Source organism: Amycolatopsis sp. NPDC004169, from assembly GCF_040610315.1.
Taxonomy (GTDB): domain Bacteria; phylum Actinomycetota; class Actinomycetes; order Mycobacteriales; family Pseudonocardiaceae; genus Amycolatopsis.
This window is the reverse complement of record NZ_JBEXMD010000058.1, coordinates 1-15,265: the sequence shown is the minus strand read 5'-3', so window position 1 is coordinate 15,265 and position 15,265 is coordinate 1. Positions and strand designations below refer to the sequence as shown.

Here is a 15,265-nt window from a genome sequence, read left to right as displayed (position 1 = left end):
CTTCATCACTCCCTACGTGCCACGGGACCCGGCAGACATCGGATGTCTGCCGGGTCCCGAACCTAGCAGCAGATCACGCGTTCCCGGAATCCGACGTCTGCGGCCCGGCGGCCGCGATGTCGTCGAGCCGGTACTTCGTGGCCGCCTCCAGCACCTTCGCCTGGTCGACCTCGCCGCGCTTGGCCAGGATCGACAGCGCGCCGACGGTGATCGACTCGGCGTCGATCAGGAACTTCCGCCGCGCCGCCGGCCGGGTGTCGGAGAAGCCGAACCCGTCCGTGCCGAGGGTGAGCATGTCGGTCGGGACGTACGGGCGGATCAGGTCCGGCACCGCGCGCATCCAGTCCGACACCGCCACGACCGGCCCGTTCGCGCGTGAGAGCGCCTCGGTGACGTACGGCACGCGCGGCTCGCTGCCCGGGTAGAGCAGGTTGTCGTGGTCGATCTCGACGGCCTCGCGCCGCAGCTCGGTCCACGACGTCGCCGACCACACCGCGGCCCGCACGCCCCACTCCTCGGCCAGCATCTTCTGCGCCTTGAGCGCGTCCGGCATCGTGACGCCCGAGACCAGGATCTGCACCTCCGGCCCCTCGCCCGCGGGGGCGTCGGCGTACTTGTAGAGGCCCTTGAGCAGGCCGTCGACGTCGAGGTTCTCCGGCTCGGCGGGCTGCTGGTACGGCTCGTTGTAGATCGTCATGTAGTAGAAGACGTTCTCGCCGTTGCCGTCCGGGCCGCTCTCGCCGTACATCCGGCGCAGGCCGTCCTTGACGATGTGCGCGATCTCGAACGACCACGCCGGGTCGTAGGCCACCGCGGCCGGGTTGGTCGCCGCCAGCAGCAGCGAGTGCCCGTCCGCGTGCTGCAGACCCTCACCCGTCAGGGTGGTCCGGCCGGCGGTGGCGCCGAGGACGAACCCGCGGGCCATCTGGTCGGCGGCGGCGTACAGGCCGTCACCGGTCCGCTGGAACCCGAACATCGAGTAGAAGATGTAGATCGGGATCATCGGCTCGCCGTGCGTCGCGTACGACGTGCCGACGGCGGTGAACGACGCGGTCGAGCCGGCCTCGTTGATGCCCTCGTGCAGCAGCTGGCCCTTCTCGGACTCCTTGTAGGCCAGCATCAGGCTCGCGTCGACCGACGTGTACGTCTGGCCGTGCGGGTTGTAGATCTTCGCCGTCGGGAACATCGAGTCGAGGCCGAAGGTGCGGGCCTCGTCCGGGATGATCGGGACGACCCGCTTGCCGATCTCGGAGTCCTTCGCCAGCTCGCGGACCAGCCGGACGAACGCCATCGTGGTGGCGACCTCCTGCTTGCCGGAGCCCTTCCGGATGCCCTCGTAGACCTTGTCGCCGGGCAGCACCAGCGCCTTGGCGGCCTTGGGACGGCGTTCCGGCAGGAAGCCGCCGAGCGCCTTGCGGCGGCCGATCATGTACTCGATCTCGGGCGAGTTCGCGCCCGGGTGGTAGTACGGCGGCAGCTTCGGGTTGCGCTCGAGCTCCTCGTCGCTGATCGGGATCCGCTGCGAGTCGCGGAACAGCTTCAGGTCGTCGAGGGTGAGCTTCTTCATCTGGTGCGTGGCGTTGCGGCCCTCGAACGCCGGGCCCAGGCCGTAGCCCTTGATCGTGTGGGCCAGGATCACCGTCGGCTGGCCGTGGTGCTCCAGCGCCGACTTGTACGCCGCGTACACCTTGCGGTAGTCGTGGCCGCCGCGCTTGAGGTTCCAGATGTCGGCGTCGGAGAGGTCCTTGACCAGGTCCTTCGTCCGCGGGTCGCGGCCGAAGAAGTGCTCGCGGACGAAGGCGCCGTCGTTGGCCTTGTACGTCTGGTAGTCACCGTCCGGGGTGACGTTCATCAGGTTGACCAGCGCGCCGTCGCGGTCGGCGTGCAGCAGCGAGTCCCACTCGCGGCCCCAGATGACCTTGATGACGTTCCAGCCGGCGCCGCGGAAGTAGGACTCCAGCTCCTGGATGATCTTGCCGTTGCCGCGCACCGGGCCGTCGAGCCGCTGCAGGTTGCAGTTGATCACGAAGGTCAGGTTGTCGAGGCCCTCGCCTGCCGCCACATGGATCAGGCCGCGGGACTCGGCCTCGTCCATCTCGCCGTCGCCGAGGAACGCCCAGACGTGCTGGTCGTCGGTGTTCTTGATGCCGCGGTCGCGCAGGTAGCGGTTGAACCGGGCCTGGTAGATGGCGTTCATCGGGCCGAGGCCCATCGACACCGTCGGGTTCTCCCAGAACTCCGGCATCAGCCGCGGGTGCGGGTACGACGGCAGGCCGCCGCCCTCGCCGGCGTGGCTGTACTCCTGGCGGAAGCCGTCGAGCTGCGACTCGCTGAGCCGGCCCTCGAGGAACGCGCGGGCGTAGATGCCGGGGGAGGCGTGGCCCTGGATGAAGATCTGGTCGCCGCCGCCGGAGTGGTCCTTGCCGCGGAAGAAGTGGTTGAAGCCCACCTCGTAGAGCGCGGCCGACGAGGCGTAGGTCGAGATGTGGCCGCCGACGCCCACGCCGGGACGCTGCGCGCGGTGCACCATGATCGCCGCGTTCCAGCGGATCCAGGCGCGGTAGCGGCGCTCGATGTCCTCGTCGCCGGGGAACCACGGCTCGTTCTCGGTGGGGATCGTGTTGACGTAGTCCGTCGAGGTCAGGGCCGGGACGCCGACGTTCCGCTCCCGGGCCCGCTCGAGGATCCGCAGCATCAGGTACCGGGCGCGCTGCTGCCCGCCCCTCGCCAGAGCCTCGTCGAAGGAGTCCAGCCACTCGGCGGTCTCCTCCGGGTCGATGTCGGGCAGGTGCGCCGCCAGTCCGTCACGGATGACGCGTACGCGTGCCGGGGTCTCCTTGCCGGAGGCGCCGTCGTTCTGCGGGGCCAAGGGGTCTCCTTGCGAAAAGTTGTAGCCGGTGCTGCTCGTACGCGGGGGTGTACGACTCTCCATCGTCGTCTTCCGTCCCGGCTTCCGCACCGCTACTTGGCGGTAACATGAGCCGACCCGGTCGAGCCACTCCCAGCGCGCGGTGTATCGCGCGCGCGTTTTTTCTCTCCCACCCTAGGGGACGACCCTTCCCGGGGTGGCAGACCGGGGTCTCCGAGCACCCGAAACGCCGTCGCGGAGGCCCGGTGGCGGGCCGTATCCTGCGACACGAGTTGTCAAAGATCCGGTGTGGACGGTTGCGCGCGGAGCCTCACCAGTGTTCGCTATCGGCAACCGGGTAGCCGAGTGTGGCCCAGGTGTACCCATCGAGGGTGCGCCGGCGCCACGCTCCGTCGTAGTTGGAGGAGTGAAAGCAGTGGTCGCCGCGGGAGACGCTGATCAGAGCAGCGTCGCCGAGAGGCTCGGCATCAAGCCCGAGATGGTGGTCCAGGAGATCGGCTGGGACGAGGACGTCGACGACGACGTCCGCGCGGCGATCGAGGAGCAGATCGGCGGGGACATCCTCGACGAGGACGCCGACGAGGTCATCGACGTGGTGCTGCTCTGGTGGCGCGAGGACGACGGCGACCTGGGCGACGCGCTCATCGACGCCAGGGGCCCCCTGGAGGAGACGGGTGTGATCTGGGTACTGACCCCCAAGACGGGACAGCCCGGGCACGTCGAGCCGAGTGAGATCGCCGAAGCGGTGCCCGCCGTCGGCCTGGCCCAGACCGCCAACATCAGTGTCGGCCCGAACTGGATCGGCACCCGCCTGGTGTCGCCGAAGTCGAAGTCGAAGCAGCGCTGAGCCGGTCCCGCCGGACGGACACGATAGGGTTGTCGTCGCAGGCACGTGTCCGTTCGGGAGAGGAAACGCTGGTATGACCGTCGAGGTCGGTTCTGAGGCCCCTGACTTCACGCTCAACGACTACAACAAGCAGCCGGTCCAGCTGTCGTCGTTCCGCGGTGACAAGCCGGTGCTGCTGGTCTTCTACCCGTTCGCGTTCAGCGGCATCTGCACGGGCGAGCTGTGCCAGCTCCGCGACGAGTTCGCGGACTACGACAACAAGGGCGTCCAGGTACTGGGCGTCTCGGTCGACACGCCGTTTTCGCTGAAGGCGTGGGCCGAGAAGGAGGGCTACCAGTTCCCGCTGCTGTCCGACTTCTGGCCGCACGGCGAGGTGGCTCGCGCTTACGGCGTCTTCAACTCCGACGCCGGCTTGGCGGTGCGCGGGACGTTCCTGATCGACACGTCCGGCGTGGTCCGGTTCGCCGAGGTCAACGCCCCGGGCGAGGCCCGCGACCAGCAGGGCTGGAAGAAGGCCGTCGCCGAACTGGTTTGATCTTCCGGCCGGCGGTCTCCGTCTCGGGACCGTCGGCCGCGGGCGCATAGCTCAGCGGAAGAGCACTCGGCTTACACCCGAGCGGTCGCAGGTTCGAACCCTGCTGCGCCCACCTGGTCGGCGCCCCTCCGGGGGGCGTAATCCGCCGGCCCGCCCCCGGCGTGTGTCACTAGCCTCCGCCGGGTGATCCACGAAGATCCGCGCGCCTATCTGCTCGGACTCGAAAGCATGGCGTTGCTGCGGGCATTCACCGGAGAGTTCGGCCGTGGGTTGCCCTCGATGCTGCGTGCGGGACCGGCCGCGATCCCGCCCGTGCGGTGTACGGACGGGCGACCCGGGCGGCTGAGCAGCTACCGCCACCCGATCGGGGACTATCTGCGGGCCGCGCTCGCGGCCGGGCTGCAGCTGCGGCGCTGCGAGGAACCGCTCGTACCGGCCGGTGAGCGGCCGGCACGAGCCGATCCGTCGGCCACCTTCGGGCCAGTGGGACCGTGGGAGCTGTGGCCGTGGAGCCTGGCCGGCCTGGTGCCCGAAGCGGCCTATGCCGTCAACGCGGGGGCGCCGGCGCTGGTCGTCTGGCACTTCCAGGCGGGCGAGCTCACGCCGCCGTGACCGGCTCGGGGGCGGCCGCCGCGGTGCGGCGCATCGTCGTGACCAGCATGGCCAGCCCGGCGAACAGCACTGCCGCGATCACGCCCGTCACGTTCAGCGCCGTCGTGAACGCCGCCTTCGCCTGCTCGGCCACCTCGGGCCGGGTGACGTCGACCGCGAGCGTCGTCCCCGCCGGGAACGCGCCGCGGTACACCGCCGATGCCGTCAGGCCGATCAGGGCCAGGCCCAGCGAGCCGCCCAGGTAGTTGCCGGTGTCGGCCATCGACGCCGCCGAGCCCGCGCGCTCCGGCGGGACCGCGCCCAGCACCAGGCCGATGCCCAGCGCGAACAGCGGGCCCGTGCCCAGCGTCAGCACCGTGATGCCGAGCACGACCGGCACCAGGCCGTCGGTGACCGCCAGCAGGAGGCCGCCCGCCGCCGACACGGCCAGGCCGCCCGCGATCGCCGTGGCCGGGGTCGTGAACCGGGTCAGGGACGGCGCCGTCATCGTGCCCGCGGCCACGCCGAGGCCCATCGGCGCGAACAGCAGGGCCGAGACGAGCGGGGAGTGACCGAGGACACTCTGCAGGTACTGCGTCACCAGCAGGCCGACGCCGGCCATCGCGACCCCGGCGAACACCAGCGCCACCAGCACCGCGGTGAACGGGCGGTTCCGGAACAGCCGCAGGTCCAGCAGCGGCGCCGCCGTGGTCAGCTGGCGGCGGGTGAAGACGGTGCCCAGCAGCGTCCCGGTGGCGATCGCGGCGAGCGGCAGCAGCAGCGAGCCGGTGGCCAGCTGCTTGAGGCCGAACACGATGAGCAGCACGGCGGTCAGCGAGAGCGCCACGCCGGGCAGGTCCAGCCGCCCGGACGCCGGCGCGCGGAACTCCGGCAGCAGGAACGGGCCCGCGACGAGCAGCACGACCACCGCCGGGACGGCGACCAGGAATACCGAGCCCCAGGAGAAGTGCTGCAGCAGGAAACCGGCGAACACCGGGCCGGCCGCACCGCCGGCGAACTGGCAGGTGGCCCAGATCGAGACGGCCCGCCCACGCTGCTCGTCGTCGCGGAACATGCTGGTGATCAGGGCGAGCGTCGACGGCATCAGCGTCGCCCCGGCCACGCCGAGCGCCCCGCGCACGAGGATGAGCATGACCGGCCCGGTCGAGAACGCGGCGACGATCGACAGCAGCCCGAAGGCCCCACCCCCGGCGAGCAGCAGCCGCCGCCGTCCGATCCGGTCGCCGAGGGTCCCCATGGTGATGACGAACCCGGCGACGACGAAGCCGTAGCTGTCGGTGATCCACAGCTGCTCGGTGCCACTGGCCCCGAGATCCGCGCTGAGCTGCGGCAACGCGAGGAACAGCGACGTCATGTCCATCGCGACGAGCAGGGTGGGCAGCACGAGCACCGCCAGTCCCAGCCACTCCCGCCGTCCGGCCGGCTTCTCCATGTCCGCTCCTTGTCCGTGGGGCTGTTTGCCCAGGGGTCGGAGCCGGCGCGGCGGACCGGACACGGGTGCGGGGGATTTTTCGCGTGTGCCGAAACGCGGTTGCCGTGGCCGTTAGCGTCGGGACGTGAAGATCCTCCTGCTGGGCGCCACCGGGCTCGTCGGCCGAGCCGTGACCGCCGCCCTCGAACCGCGCCACGAGGTCGTGCCCGTCTCCCGGACTTCCCCTCTCGCCGCGGACCTGGCCGACCCCGCGTCGCTCGACGCGCTCTTCGGGACCGCCCCGGACGCCGTCGTGTGCTGCGCCGCCAACGTCCCGCTGCGCCCGCTCGCCGAGCTGACCGACGGGCAGGTGCTCGACGACCTGCGGGGCAAGCTGCTCGGCCAGGTCGCGCTCGCCCGGCGCGCCGTGCGGCACCTGCCCGCCGCGGGCTCGGTCACGCTCACCGGCGGGACGTTCACCGAGCCGATCCCGGGCAGCGGGCTCGGCGCGCTCGTCAACGCCGGGCTCGAGGCCTTCGTCCGGTCGGCCGCCGCCGAATTGCCGGCAGGCCCGCGGATCAACGTCGTGAGCCCCGGCTGGATCAGCGAGACCCTCGAGGCGATGGGCGAGGACGGCCGCCGGGGGACACCCGTGGCCGTGGTCGCCGAGGCCTACCGCGCCCTCGTCGAAGGCGACGCGAACGGCCGCACCGTCGTGCCCCGCTGACCGGGATCTTTGTCAAAATCCGCGCACGGAACCCCTATCTTCCTGTGCGAAAAGCAAAAACCCGTAACGGGTGGTCGATGGTGGCCGACAGGCTGGACGGCAAGTGACCAACTCACCCGAGGGGGAACCTGTGAAGGGTTCAGGGTTTTTGCAGCGAGCCGCCGCCGTTGTCGCGGTGCCCGTGTTCGCCTTGCTCGTGGGGACGGTGCCGGCGCAGGCGCAGGCCGTCGCCTCCGGATCGCTGTCGTTCAGCGGTGATCCGGGCGACTGGATCAGCGGGGGCGGCACCTACGCCTACTCCACGGACGCGAAGGACCGGCTCACGGTCAACGCGACCGAGGACCACAACCACATCGCCGTCAGCGTCAGCGGCTTCAACAGCGACTGGTGGTCGCTCGACCTGGCCGCACCCAGCGGCACGGGCCTGACCGCCGGCACCTACGACGGGGCGACCCGGTGGCCGTTCCAGGGTGCGAACGCGCCGGGGCTGGACCTGAGCGGCAACGGCCGGGGGTGCAACACCTCGACCGGGACGTTCACCGTCCAGAACGTCGTCTTCGGGCCGCACGGGTACGTCCAGACGCTCGACGCCACCTACGAGCAGCACTGCGAAGGCGGCACGGCCGCCGCGCGCGGTGAGGTGCACATCGCGAACCCTCCGGCGCCGGCGGAACTCGGGATCGGGCTCAAGGTGGCCACCGACGGCACCGCCAGCACGCTCAACGGCAACGCGTACCTGCACGGAACCGTCGAGTGCACCGGCCCGGCCGCGGTCACCCTGAGCGGGACCGCGACGCAGGTCAAGCGCAACGTCATCATCCGCGGCAACTACTCGGCGCAGGTGGCGTGCACGCCGGGCGCGGCGGTGCCGTGGCAGGCGACCGTGGTCCCGGCGGGCACCACGCCGTTCCAGAAGGGCCAGGCCGAGGTCGTCACCCAGGCGACCGCGCTCGACCCGAACTACAACACCAACGTCTCGGTCGACAACACCACGGTCGTCACCTTGGCGAAGGGCTGAGTTCCCGGCCGTGGGGCCGCCTCCGCGGCGGCCCCACGGCCTCAGGCCGCGTGCCAGGCGTGCTCGGCGAAGACGTCGGCGAGCGGGGCGCGGGTGAGCCGGTTCGCGTACGTCGACAGCGTGTACGTCCCGATTCCCAGCACCACCTCCAAGGCATTGCGCCGGCTGTAACCGGCGCCGGTGAACGCCTCCAGCGCTTCGGGCGGCGCCTCGCCGCGGGTGTCCATCACCGCGTGGACGAAGACGCGCAGCGCCTCCAGCCGCGGCTCCGGCAGCGGGGCCTTCGCCCGCAGCGCCGCCACCAGTTCCGCCGGCGCGTCCAGGCGGGTCAGCGTGGCCGTGTGCATGGCCACGCAGAGGTGGCACTCGTTGCGTGCGGCCACGGTCATGATCAGCACTTCGCGTTCCAGCGCGGTCAGGGTGGTGGCCTCGAAGATCGCGCTGAGCTTGAGGAATCCGTTCAGCAGCTCCGGTGACGTCGCCAGCCGCGCAACGGCGGCCGGAACGCGCCCGAACTTCTTCGCGGTGGCCGCCATCGCGGGACGGGCGGCGGGGGGTGCAGACTCCGGGGTGTGATCGGCGAACAAGGCGTCTCCAGACGTAGGATCGACAACGTGGTTGTCGAAACCGTAAACCTGGTTGTCGAGTTTGGCAAGGCGCCATGACCGACACGCCGGGGTACGAGCTGCCCTTCCTGCTCTTCGGCGGCTTCCGCACGCTCATCGACCGCCTCCACGCCGAGCTCGCCCGCCGAGGTCACCCGCACGTCCGGCCGTCGTACGGCTTCGCGATGCAGGCGGTCGGGGTCCAGGGGGCGACGGCCTCGGAGATCGGCCGCCGCTTGGGCGTGTCCAAGCAGGCGGCGGGGAAGACGGTCGAGCGCCTCGAGGCGCTGGGGTACGCCGAGCGCGCGGACGACCCGGCGGACGCCCGCCGCAAGATCGTCCGGCTGACGGAGCACGGCGTCGACGCGTTGCGGAAGTCGGCGGAGATCTTCGACGAGCTGCGCGCGGAGTGGGCGCGGGTGGTCGGTGCGGAACGGATTGCCGCACTGGAGAACGATTTGCGCGCGGTCGTGGGCCCGGCGGCGTACCGGCTGGACGCGGCCGGGTGGCTGGCGAGCTAGAAGTCGCAGCCCGGGTTGGGGGCATCCTCCGAAAGCGGGCTCCCCTTCGGCAGCACGTACAGCACCTCCAGCACCAGCGGCGTCGCCCCCAGGTTCCGGCCGATGTGCACCTGGTCCGGCTTCTCGGTGAACGCGCGCCCAGCACCGAAGACCCCGTCGACACTGCAGTCGGCCAGGTTGTGCGTCAGCGTTCCCGCCTTCACGTACGCGTACAACGTCCCGTCGTGGAAGTGCCAGCCCGTGTAACCTCCCGGCTGGATCGTGATCTCGCGGAGCGTGTAATCCGTCTGCCCGATGGTCTTCTGGGCCAGGATCGTGCCGGCGACGCCGCTGCCGGGCGTGGCCGAGGCGGTGGCGGGCAGCAGGACCGCGGCGAGCGTGGCGGCGGCGACAACGGTGATCGGCTTGCGCATCGGCCCAAGCTACCGCGTCCGGGCGTGCCCTCGGGGGCAGAGATCCGGGTACCGTGCCGCCCATGGACGCGGACGTTTTCGAGCAGGTTCTCGGCGCGGTGCGGGAGTTCGTGCGCAAGGAGGTCGTGCCGCGCGAGGCTGAGATCGACGCACGGGACGAAATCCCCGCCGAAATCCGGGAAAAGGCCGCCGAGCTCGGGTTGTTCGGCTGGGCGCTGCCGGAGGAGTACGGCGGGCTCGGGCTCGGCATGGCCGAGGACGTCCGGCTCGCGATCGAACTCGGCTGGACGACACCGGCCTTCCGGTCCCTCTTCGGCACCAACAACGGCATCGCCGGCCAGGCGATCGTCCACCACGGGACGCCGGACCAGCGCACCCGCTGGCTGCCGCGGCTGGCCGCCGGCCGGTCGATCGCGTCGTTCGCGCTCACCGAAGCCGAAGCGGGCTCGGACCCGGGCGGCCTGACCAGCCGCGCGGTCCGCGACGGCGATCGCTACCGGCTCTCGGGCACCAAGCGGTTCATCACCAACGCGCCGCTCGCCGAAGTGTTCGTCACGTTCGCGCGTACCGGCCCGGAAAGCACCGGCAGCCACGGCATTTCCGCGTTCCTGGTGCCCGCCGGCGCGCCCGGCGTCACCGTCGGCCCGCACGACGCCAAGATGGGCCAGGCCGGCGCGTGGACGGCGGAAGTGGTCTTCGACGACGTCGAGCTGGCCGCCGACGCGCTGGTCGGCGTGGAGGGCAAGGGCTTCGGCATCGCGATGGCGTCACTGGCCCGCGGCCGACTGCACATCGCGGCGCTCTGCGTCGGCCTGGCCGAACGGGCGCTCGCCGAAGCCGTCGAATACGCGCGGACCGCGCGCCAGGGCGGCCGGGTGATCGGCGAGTACCAGCTGGTGCAGGCGCTGCTGGCGGAGTCGCACGCCGAGCTGGCGGCCGGCCGCGCGATGGTCCACGAAGCCGCCGCGAAGTACGACTCGGGCGAGGACCGCAAGCTCGGGCCGTCGTCGGCGAAGCTGTTCTGCACGGAGATGCTCGGCCGGGTCGCCGACCGCGCGGTGCAGGTCCACGGCGGCACGGGGTACGTCCGCGGGGTGACGGTCGAGCGGATCTACCGCGACGCGCGGCTGTTCCGGATCTACGAAGGGACCAGCGAGATCCAGAAGCTGGTGATCGCCCGGCAGCTGCTGAAGGGCTGAACTTGCGCTGGAGCGCACTCCAGGTCATAGCGTCGGTGGCATGACCACCGCACAGCACAAGATCGGCTCGGGGTTCGGCGCCACCACCACGGCGGCCGAGGTCCTGGCCGGCGTCGACCTGACCGGCAAGCTCGCGATCGTCACCGGCGGCTACTCCGGCATCGGCCTGGAAACCACGCGAGCGCTGACGGCCGCGGGCGCGCACGTCGTCGTCCCGGCCCGCCGCCGCGCGACCGCCGAAGAAGCGTTGCAGGGCCTGGAAAACGTCGAGATCGGCGAACTCGACCTCGGTGACCTCGAGAGCGTCCGCGCGTTCGCCGAGCGGTTCCTGGCTTCGGACCGCCGCATCGACGTCTTCATCGGCAGCGCGGGCATCATGGCGCTGCCCGAGACCCGCGTCGGGCCGGGCTGGGAGGCGCAGTTCGCCACCAACCACCTCGGGCACTTCGCGCTGGTCAACCGGTTGTGGCCGGCCTTCACGCCCGGGGCACGCGTGGTCTCGGTGTCTTCGCGCGGCCACCACTACGGCCCGGTGCGGTTCGACGACCTGAACTTCGAGCAGGGCTACGACAAGTGGCTCGCCTACAGCCAGGCGAAGACCGCGAACGTGCTGTTCGCCGTGCACCTCGACACGCTCGCGCGCGAGTCCGGCGTCCGCGCGTTCGCCCTGCACCCCGGCCGGATCCTCACCGACCTCGTGCGTCACCTGGACCGGCAGGAGCTCGTCGACGCGGGCATGCTCGACGAGGCCGGCCGGGTCACCGGCGGGGCGAAGACACCCGAGCAGGGCGCCGCCACCCAGGTCTGGGCGGCGACGTCGCCGCAGCTCGACGGCCTCGGCGGGGTGTACCTCGAGGACTGTGACATCGCCGAACCCGCACCGGCCGACGGCACGCGCACCGGCGTGAAGGACTACGCGATCGACCCCGTCCTCGCCGAACGGCTCTGGTCGGTGTCCGCCGAGCTGACCGGCGTGAACGCCTTCTAGAGCTTCTCCACCTGCCGCACCAGCAGGTCGATCTCCTCCTCGGTGTTGTAGTAGTGCACCGACGCCCGCACCAGGTCCGGCAGGGCGCGGGCGGTGAAGTCGTACTGCGCGGAGGTGCGCGTCGACAGCGACGTGTTGATGTTCGCCTCCGCCAGCCGGGCCTTGACCTCCGCCGCCGGGGTGCCGTCGACGCTGAAGGTGACCAGGCCGCACTTGCGCGCTCCGGCGTCGTGGACCCGGGCGCCCGCTTCGGTCAGCCGGTCCCGCAGCGTCGCCGCCAGCGAGGCGACGCGGGACTCGATCGCCGGCAGGCCCCACCCGAGGGCGTAGTCGACGGCCGCGCCGAGGCCGAGCACCGCGGCGAAGTCGCGCTCCCACACCTCGAAGCGCTTGGCCGTCGGGTCGACGACGTACTCCGTCGGCGATTCCCAGCTCGCCGAGTGCAGGTCGAGCATCGCCGGCTCCAGCCGCTCGCGCAGCCGCGGGTGCACGTACAGGAAACCGGTGCCGCGCGGGCCGCGCAGGTACTTGCGGCCGGTCCCCGACAGCGCGTCGCACTTCAGGCGGGTGACGTCGAGGTCGAGCTGGCCCGCCGACTGGCAGGCGTCCAGCAGGAACGGGATGCCTGCCGCCTCGGCGACCGCGCCGATCTCCTCGGCCGGGTTCACCAGGCCGCCCTGGGTCGGCACGTGGCTGACCGCGATCAGCTTGACGTCGCCGTCGACGCGCCGCCGCAGCTCCTCGACGTCGAGTTGCCCCGACTCGTCGTCGCCGATCACCTCGACCACCGCGCCGGTGCGCCGGGCGACCTGCAGGAACGCGATCGCGTTGCTGGCGTATTCCGCCCGCGAGGTCAGGATCCGGTCCCCGCGGCCGAACGGCAGCGCGTAGAACACCGCCTGCCACGAGCGGGTGGCGTTGTCGGTGAGCGCGATGTCGTCGGCTCCGGCACCGAGCAGCCGGGCCACCGAGGTGTACACCGCGGCCAGGCGGTCGGCGGCTTCGGCGGCTGCTTCGTAGCCGCCGGTCAGCGCTTCGTGCCGCAGGTACTCGACGACGGTGTCGGTCACGACGGCCGGGGGCAGCGCCGCGCCCGCGTTGTTGAAGTGGACCACCTCGGCGCAGCCGGGGGTCTCGCGGCGCGCGCGTTCGACGTCGATGCTCATACCAACTGAATACAGTAGATGACTATTGTATGCAATACTGCCCGGCATGGCCCGCACCCCGTTGCGCAGCGACCTCATCGAGCAGATCACCGCCCGCGTGCTCGACCGGCGGCTCGCGGCCGGCACCCGGGTCAACGAGGTACACCTGGCCCGCGAGCTGGGCGTCAGCCGGACGCCGTTGCGGGAGGCCCTGATCGGGCTCGCCGACCGCGGCCTGCTGGTCTCCGCACCCGGCCGCGGGTTCCTGGTGCCGCCGTTCGACCCGGACGAGGCGCGCCGGCTCTACCCGCTGGTGGCCGAGCTCGAAGCCCTCGCGCTGCGTTGGACGTCACCGCTCGAGCTGGCCGGGCTGCCGGACGCGCTCGACGCCGTCGCTGCCGAAATGGCGGCCGCGGACGGCGCCGATCTGTCCGCTTTGGACGATCGGTGGCACGCCCTGCTGCTGTCCCGCTGCCCGAACCCGCACCTGCTGCGGCTGATCGAGCAGACGAAACCCCTGCTCAAGCGCTACGAATCGGCGTACTTCGCCCGGCACGGCCACGCCGGGGAGAGCATCGGCGAGCACCGCCGCATCGCCGCGGCCCTGCGTGACGGCGACCTCGCCACCGCGTCCTCGGTGCTCGTCGCCAACTGGGTGAAAGCCCTGGCCTACCTGGGGAAGGACGAAAGATGATCATCGCGCACCTGAGCGACCTGCACCTCGACGGCGGCGCACGGGCGGAAGCCCGCGTCGCGGCCGTGCTGGACCACCTCGGCGGGCTGCCGGTCGACGCGGTCGTCGTCACCGGCGACATCGCCGACCACGGCGCGGCCGAGGAGTACGCCCGCGCCGCCGAACTGCTGAAGCACCCGGCGCCGGTCCTGGTGTGCCCCGGCAACCACGACGTCCGGGCGGCGTTCCGCGCCGGCCTGCTCGACCTCCCGGCGTCCGACGGCCCGATCGACCTCGCCCACGAGGTCGGCGGCGTGCTGTTCGCCCTCTGCGACTCGACGATCCCGGGCCGCGGCGCGGGTTTTCTCGCCGACGAAACCCTGTCGTGGCTCGACGGCGTCCTGTCCGGCGGCGACGGCCCCGCGTTCGTGGCGTTCCACCACCCGCCGGTCGAGGTCGGCGTCCCGCTGGTGGACGCGATCCGCCAGTCCGGCGAGGACCGGCTGGCGGCCGTGCTGCAGCGGCATCCCCGGGTGAAGGCGCTGCTGGCGGGTCACGTGCACACGGGCGCCTCGACGACGTTCGCCGGTGTGCCGCTGCGCATCGCGCCGGGTGTCGTTTCGGGCTCGCTGCTCCCGATCGAGCCGGGCGGGGACAGCGGCTGGGACGACGGCGGCCCGCTGGAGTACGACCGCCCGCCGTCCCTGCTGCTGCACGTGCTCCACGACGACGGCCGGGTGACCAGCCACCACCGCGTGGTCCCGCTCTGAGGGCTCAGCCGGAGATCTTCGCGCTGTAGACCGTCTTTCCGCAGAACGCGCCGCCGTAGCCGGTGACCTCGATGCGGCCGGAGACGCCGCCGCCCGCGGTCACCCGCAGCCGTCCCGACACCGGGAAGAACGGGCACGCCGCGATGCTCGACGACGACGTGAAGACGTTGCCGCCGGTGGCGGCCATGTTCTCGACGGGCTCGACGGTGACCGTGTCCCCGTCCACCTCGACGGTCGCCAGGTCCAGGTGCCCCGCGCCGGCGCCGGGGGCGCAGCCGGAGTTCGAGCCGAACCAGATCGCACCCGGCTGCGGCCGCCCGGCCGGGTTGCCGGACACCAGGCAGACGTCGACCGGGTTGACGTCGTTCGTGGTGCCGCTCGAGGAGATCGTCTCGACGATGCGGAGGGTGGCGGACCGGCGGAACGAGGTGCCCGAGACCGAGCCGGAAATCGTGACGTCGTAGGAGCCGGTCGGCGTCCGTGACGCCTCTTCGGTCTCCGAAGTGGTCGTTTCTTCTTCGGTGGTCGTGGTTTCCGAGGTGTCCGTCGGGGGCGTCTCGGTCGTGGTCTCCGCCGTGCTGGTCGGAGTCGTCTCGGTGGTCGACGCCGCCGTTTCGGTCGTCGAGACCGGCGCCGGGCTCGCGACCTGCTCGACGCCGCCGCAGCCGGCGGTGAGCAGCAGCCCGGCGGTCAGCGCGGAGACGATCTTTCGGTTGCTGATCAAGGGAATCCCGATCTGACAGAGGCGGGGCGGTGCTGTCACCGGCGTAGACGCGGGCGGCCGCGGAGACGTTACGGCGGGTTTTGTAACGGCTTGGCCCGCCGGCGCGACTCGTGGGGGGGGGGCCCCCCGGGGGGGGGTGCGCCAGGGGGGGGGGGGGGGCCGGGGGGGGGCGTGGGGCCGGGGGGGGCGCGCCCCAGGTAGGAGGGAC

General features: G+C 71.6%; 16 protein-coding genes and 1 tRNA gene. 11 read left to right on the top strand and 6 right to left on the bottom strand.

Going from position 1 to position 15,265, the window contains the following annotated elements:
• Positions 1-73: 73 nt before the first annotated feature.
• Positions 74-2,869: a pyruvate dehydrogenase (acetyl-transferring), homodimeric type gene (gene aceE / locus ABZX11_RS43675; RefSeq protein WP_176172018.1), complete on the bottom strand. Its 2,796-nt coding sequence runs from the start codon at positions 2,867-2,869 to the stop codon at positions 74-76.
• A 415-nt stretch (positions 2,870-3,284) separates the two neighbouring features.
• Between aceE and ABZX11_RS43670 the strand changes: the two genes are divergently transcribed.
• From ABZX11_RS43670 to ABZX11_RS43655, 4 genes are all read left to right on the top strand, one after another.
• Positions 3,285-3,716: a DUF3052 domain-containing protein gene (locus ABZX11_RS43670; RefSeq protein WP_003084504.1), complete on the top strand. Its 432-nt coding sequence runs from the start codon at positions 3,285-3,287 to the stop codon at positions 3,714-3,716.
• 73 nt (positions 3,717-3,789) lie between these two features.
• Entirely contained in the window at positions 3,790-4,251 is a 462-nt protein-coding gene (locus tag ABZX11_RS43665) for a peroxiredoxin (protein ID WP_176172017.1), read from the top strand.
• 40 nt (positions 4,252-4,291) lie between these two features.
• Positions 4,292-4,363: transfer RNA gene (locus tag ABZX11_RS43660), tRNA-Val, on the top strand.
• A 71-nt stretch (positions 4,364-4,434) separates the two neighbouring features.
• Positions 4,435-4,863, top strand: coding sequence for a hypothetical protein (locus ABZX11_RS43655; protein ID WP_354924537.1), 429 nt, complete (start codon positions 4,435-4,437; stop codon positions 4,861-4,863).
• Here the strand turns inward: ABZX11_RS43655 and ABZX11_RS43650 are convergent.
• Positions 4,850-6,295, bottom strand: coding sequence for an MFS transporter (locus ABZX11_RS43650; protein ID WP_354924535.1), 1,446 nt, complete (start codon positions 6,293-6,295; stop codon positions 4,850-4,852). The genes ABZX11_RS43655 and ABZX11_RS43650 overlap by 14 nt on opposite strands.
• 124 nt (positions 6,296-6,419) lie before the next feature.
• Between ABZX11_RS43650 and ABZX11_RS43645 the strand changes: the two genes are divergently transcribed.
• Complete coding sequence (locus ABZX11_RS43645) at positions 6,420-7,001, top strand: short chain dehydrogenase (protein WP_354924533.1); 582 nt, start codon at positions 6,420-6,422, stop codon at positions 6,999-7,001.
• Between the two features lie 175 nt (positions 7,002-7,176).
• Positions 7,177-8,019: a hypothetical protein gene (locus ABZX11_RS43640; RefSeq protein ID WP_354924531.1), complete on the top strand. Its 843-nt coding sequence runs from the start codon at positions 7,177-7,179 to the stop codon at positions 8,017-8,019.
• A 41-nt stretch (positions 8,020-8,060) separates the two neighbouring features.
• Here the strand turns inward: ABZX11_RS43640 and ABZX11_RS43635 are convergent, their stop codons facing one another.
• Positions 8,061-8,555 carry a carboxymuconolactone decarboxylase family protein gene (locus ABZX11_RS43635; RefSeq protein WP_354924529.1) on the bottom strand — a complete coding sequence of 165 codons (495 nt, stop codon included), beginning with the start codon at positions 8,553-8,555 and terminating at the stop codon, positions 8,061-8,063.
• Positions 8,556-8,680: 125 nt separating this feature from the next.
• Here ABZX11_RS43635 and ABZX11_RS43630 point away from each other — a divergent pair, with 125 nt between their 5' ends.
• Positions 8,681-9,145 carry a MarR family winged helix-turn-helix transcriptional regulator gene (locus ABZX11_RS43630; protein ID WP_354924527.1) on the top strand — a complete coding sequence of 155 codons (465 nt, stop codon included), beginning with the start codon at positions 8,681-8,683 and terminating at the stop codon, positions 9,143-9,145.
• Here the strand turns inward: ABZX11_RS43630 and ABZX11_RS43625 are convergent.
• Positions 9,142-9,558 (bottom strand): cupin domain-containing protein, encoded by a 417-nt coding sequence (locus ABZX11_RS43625; RefSeq protein ID WP_354924525.1) that lies wholly within the window; start codon positions 9,556-9,558, stop codon positions 9,142-9,144. The genes ABZX11_RS43630 and ABZX11_RS43625 overlap by 4 nt on opposite strands.
• A gap of 62 nt (positions 9,559-9,620) precedes the next feature.
• Here ABZX11_RS43625 and ABZX11_RS43620 point away from each other — a divergent pair, with 62 nt between their 5' ends.
• Both ABZX11_RS43620 and ABZX11_RS43615 read left to right on the top strand, forming a co-directional pair.
• Positions 9,621-10,757, top strand: coding sequence for an acyl-CoA dehydrogenase family protein (locus ABZX11_RS43620; RefSeq protein ID WP_354924523.1), 1,137 nt, complete (start codon positions 9,621-9,623; stop codon positions 10,755-10,757).
• A 40-nt stretch (positions 10,758-10,797) separates the two neighbouring features.
• Positions 10,798-11,745: an SDR family NAD(P)-dependent oxidoreductase gene (locus tag ABZX11_RS43615; protein ID WP_354924521.1), complete on the top strand. Its 948-nt coding sequence runs from the start codon at positions 10,798-10,800 to the stop codon at positions 11,743-11,745.
• Here the strand turns inward: ABZX11_RS43615 and ABZX11_RS43610 are convergent.
• Complete coding sequence (locus tag ABZX11_RS43610; protein WP_354924519.1) at positions 11,742-12,911, bottom strand: aminotransferase class V-fold PLP-dependent enzyme; 1,170 nt, start codon at positions 12,909-12,911, stop codon at positions 11,742-11,744. The two genes, ABZX11_RS43615 and ABZX11_RS43610, sit on opposite strands and share 4 nt — an antisense overlap.
• Before the next feature lie 46 nt (positions 12,912-12,957).
• Here ABZX11_RS43610 and ABZX11_RS43605 point away from each other — a divergent pair, with 46 nt between their 5' ends.
• Both ABZX11_RS43605 and ABZX11_RS43600 read left to right on the top strand, forming a co-directional pair.
• On the top strand, positions 12,958-13,584 hold the full coding sequence (locus tag ABZX11_RS43605) for a GntR family transcriptional regulator (protein ID WP_354924517.1): 627 nt from the start codon (positions 12,958-12,960) through the stop codon (positions 13,582-13,584).
• Positions 13,581-14,333 (top strand): metallophosphoesterase, encoded by a 753-nt coding sequence (locus ABZX11_RS43600; protein ID WP_354924515.1) that lies wholly within the window; start codon positions 13,581-13,583, stop codon positions 14,331-14,333. Before ABZX11_RS43605 ends, ABZX11_RS43600 begins: the two co-directional genes overlap by 4 nt.
• Positions 14,334-14,337: 4 nt before the next feature.
• Here the strand turns inward: ABZX11_RS43600 and ABZX11_RS43595 are convergent, their stop codons facing one another.
• Entirely contained in the window at positions 14,338-15,057 is a 720-nt protein-coding gene (locus tag ABZX11_RS43595) for a hypothetical protein (protein WP_354924513.1), read from the bottom strand.
• Between the last annotated feature and the right edge of the window lie 208 nt (positions 15,058-15,265).

What these genes read in the sequence shown, in the direction of transcription:
- ABZX11_RS43625 (WP_354924525.1), bottom strand. Translation starts at nt 9,558, where the DNA reads ATGCGCAAGCCGATCACCGTTGTCGCCGCCGCCACGCTCGCCGCGGTC.
- ABZX11_RS43635 (WP_354924529.1), bottom strand. Translation starts at nt 8,555, where the DNA reads ATGGCGGCCACCGCGAAGAAGTTCGGGCGCGTTCCGGCCGCCGTTGCG.
- ABZX11_RS43650 (WP_354924535.1), bottom strand. Translation starts at nt 6,295, where the DNA reads ATGGAGAAGCCGGCCGGACGGCGGGAGTGGCTGGGACTGGCGGTGCTC.
- ABZX11_RS43615 (WP_354924521.1), top strand. Translation starts at nt 10,798, where the DNA reads ATGACCACCGCACAGCACAAGATCGGCTCGGGGTTCGGCGCCACCACC.
- ABZX11_RS43605 (WP_354924517.1), top strand. Translation starts at nt 12,958, where the DNA reads ATGGCCCGCACCCCGTTGCGCAGCGACCTCATCGAGCAGATCACCGCC.
- ABZX11_RS43620 (WP_354924523.1), top strand. Translation starts at nt 9,621, where the DNA reads ATGGACGCGGACGTTTTCGAGCAGGTTCTCGGCGCGGTGCGGGAGTTC.
- ABZX11_RS43600 (WP_354924515.1), top strand. Translation starts at nt 13,581, where the DNA reads ATGATCATCGCGCACCTGAGCGACCTGCACCTCGACGGCGGCGCACGG.
- ABZX11_RS43610 (WP_354924519.1), bottom strand. Translation starts at nt 12,911, where the DNA reads ATGAGCATCGACGTCGAACGCGCGCGCCGCGAGACCCCCGGCTGCGCC.
- ABZX11_RS43630 (WP_354924527.1), top strand. Translation starts at nt 8,681, where the DNA reads ATGACCGACACGCCGGGGTACGAGCTGCCCTTCCTGCTCTTCGGCGGC.
- ABZX11_RS43665 (WP_176172017.1), top strand. Translation starts at nt 3,790, where the DNA reads ATGACCGTCGAGGTCGGTTCTGAGGCCCCTGACTTCACGCTCAACGAC.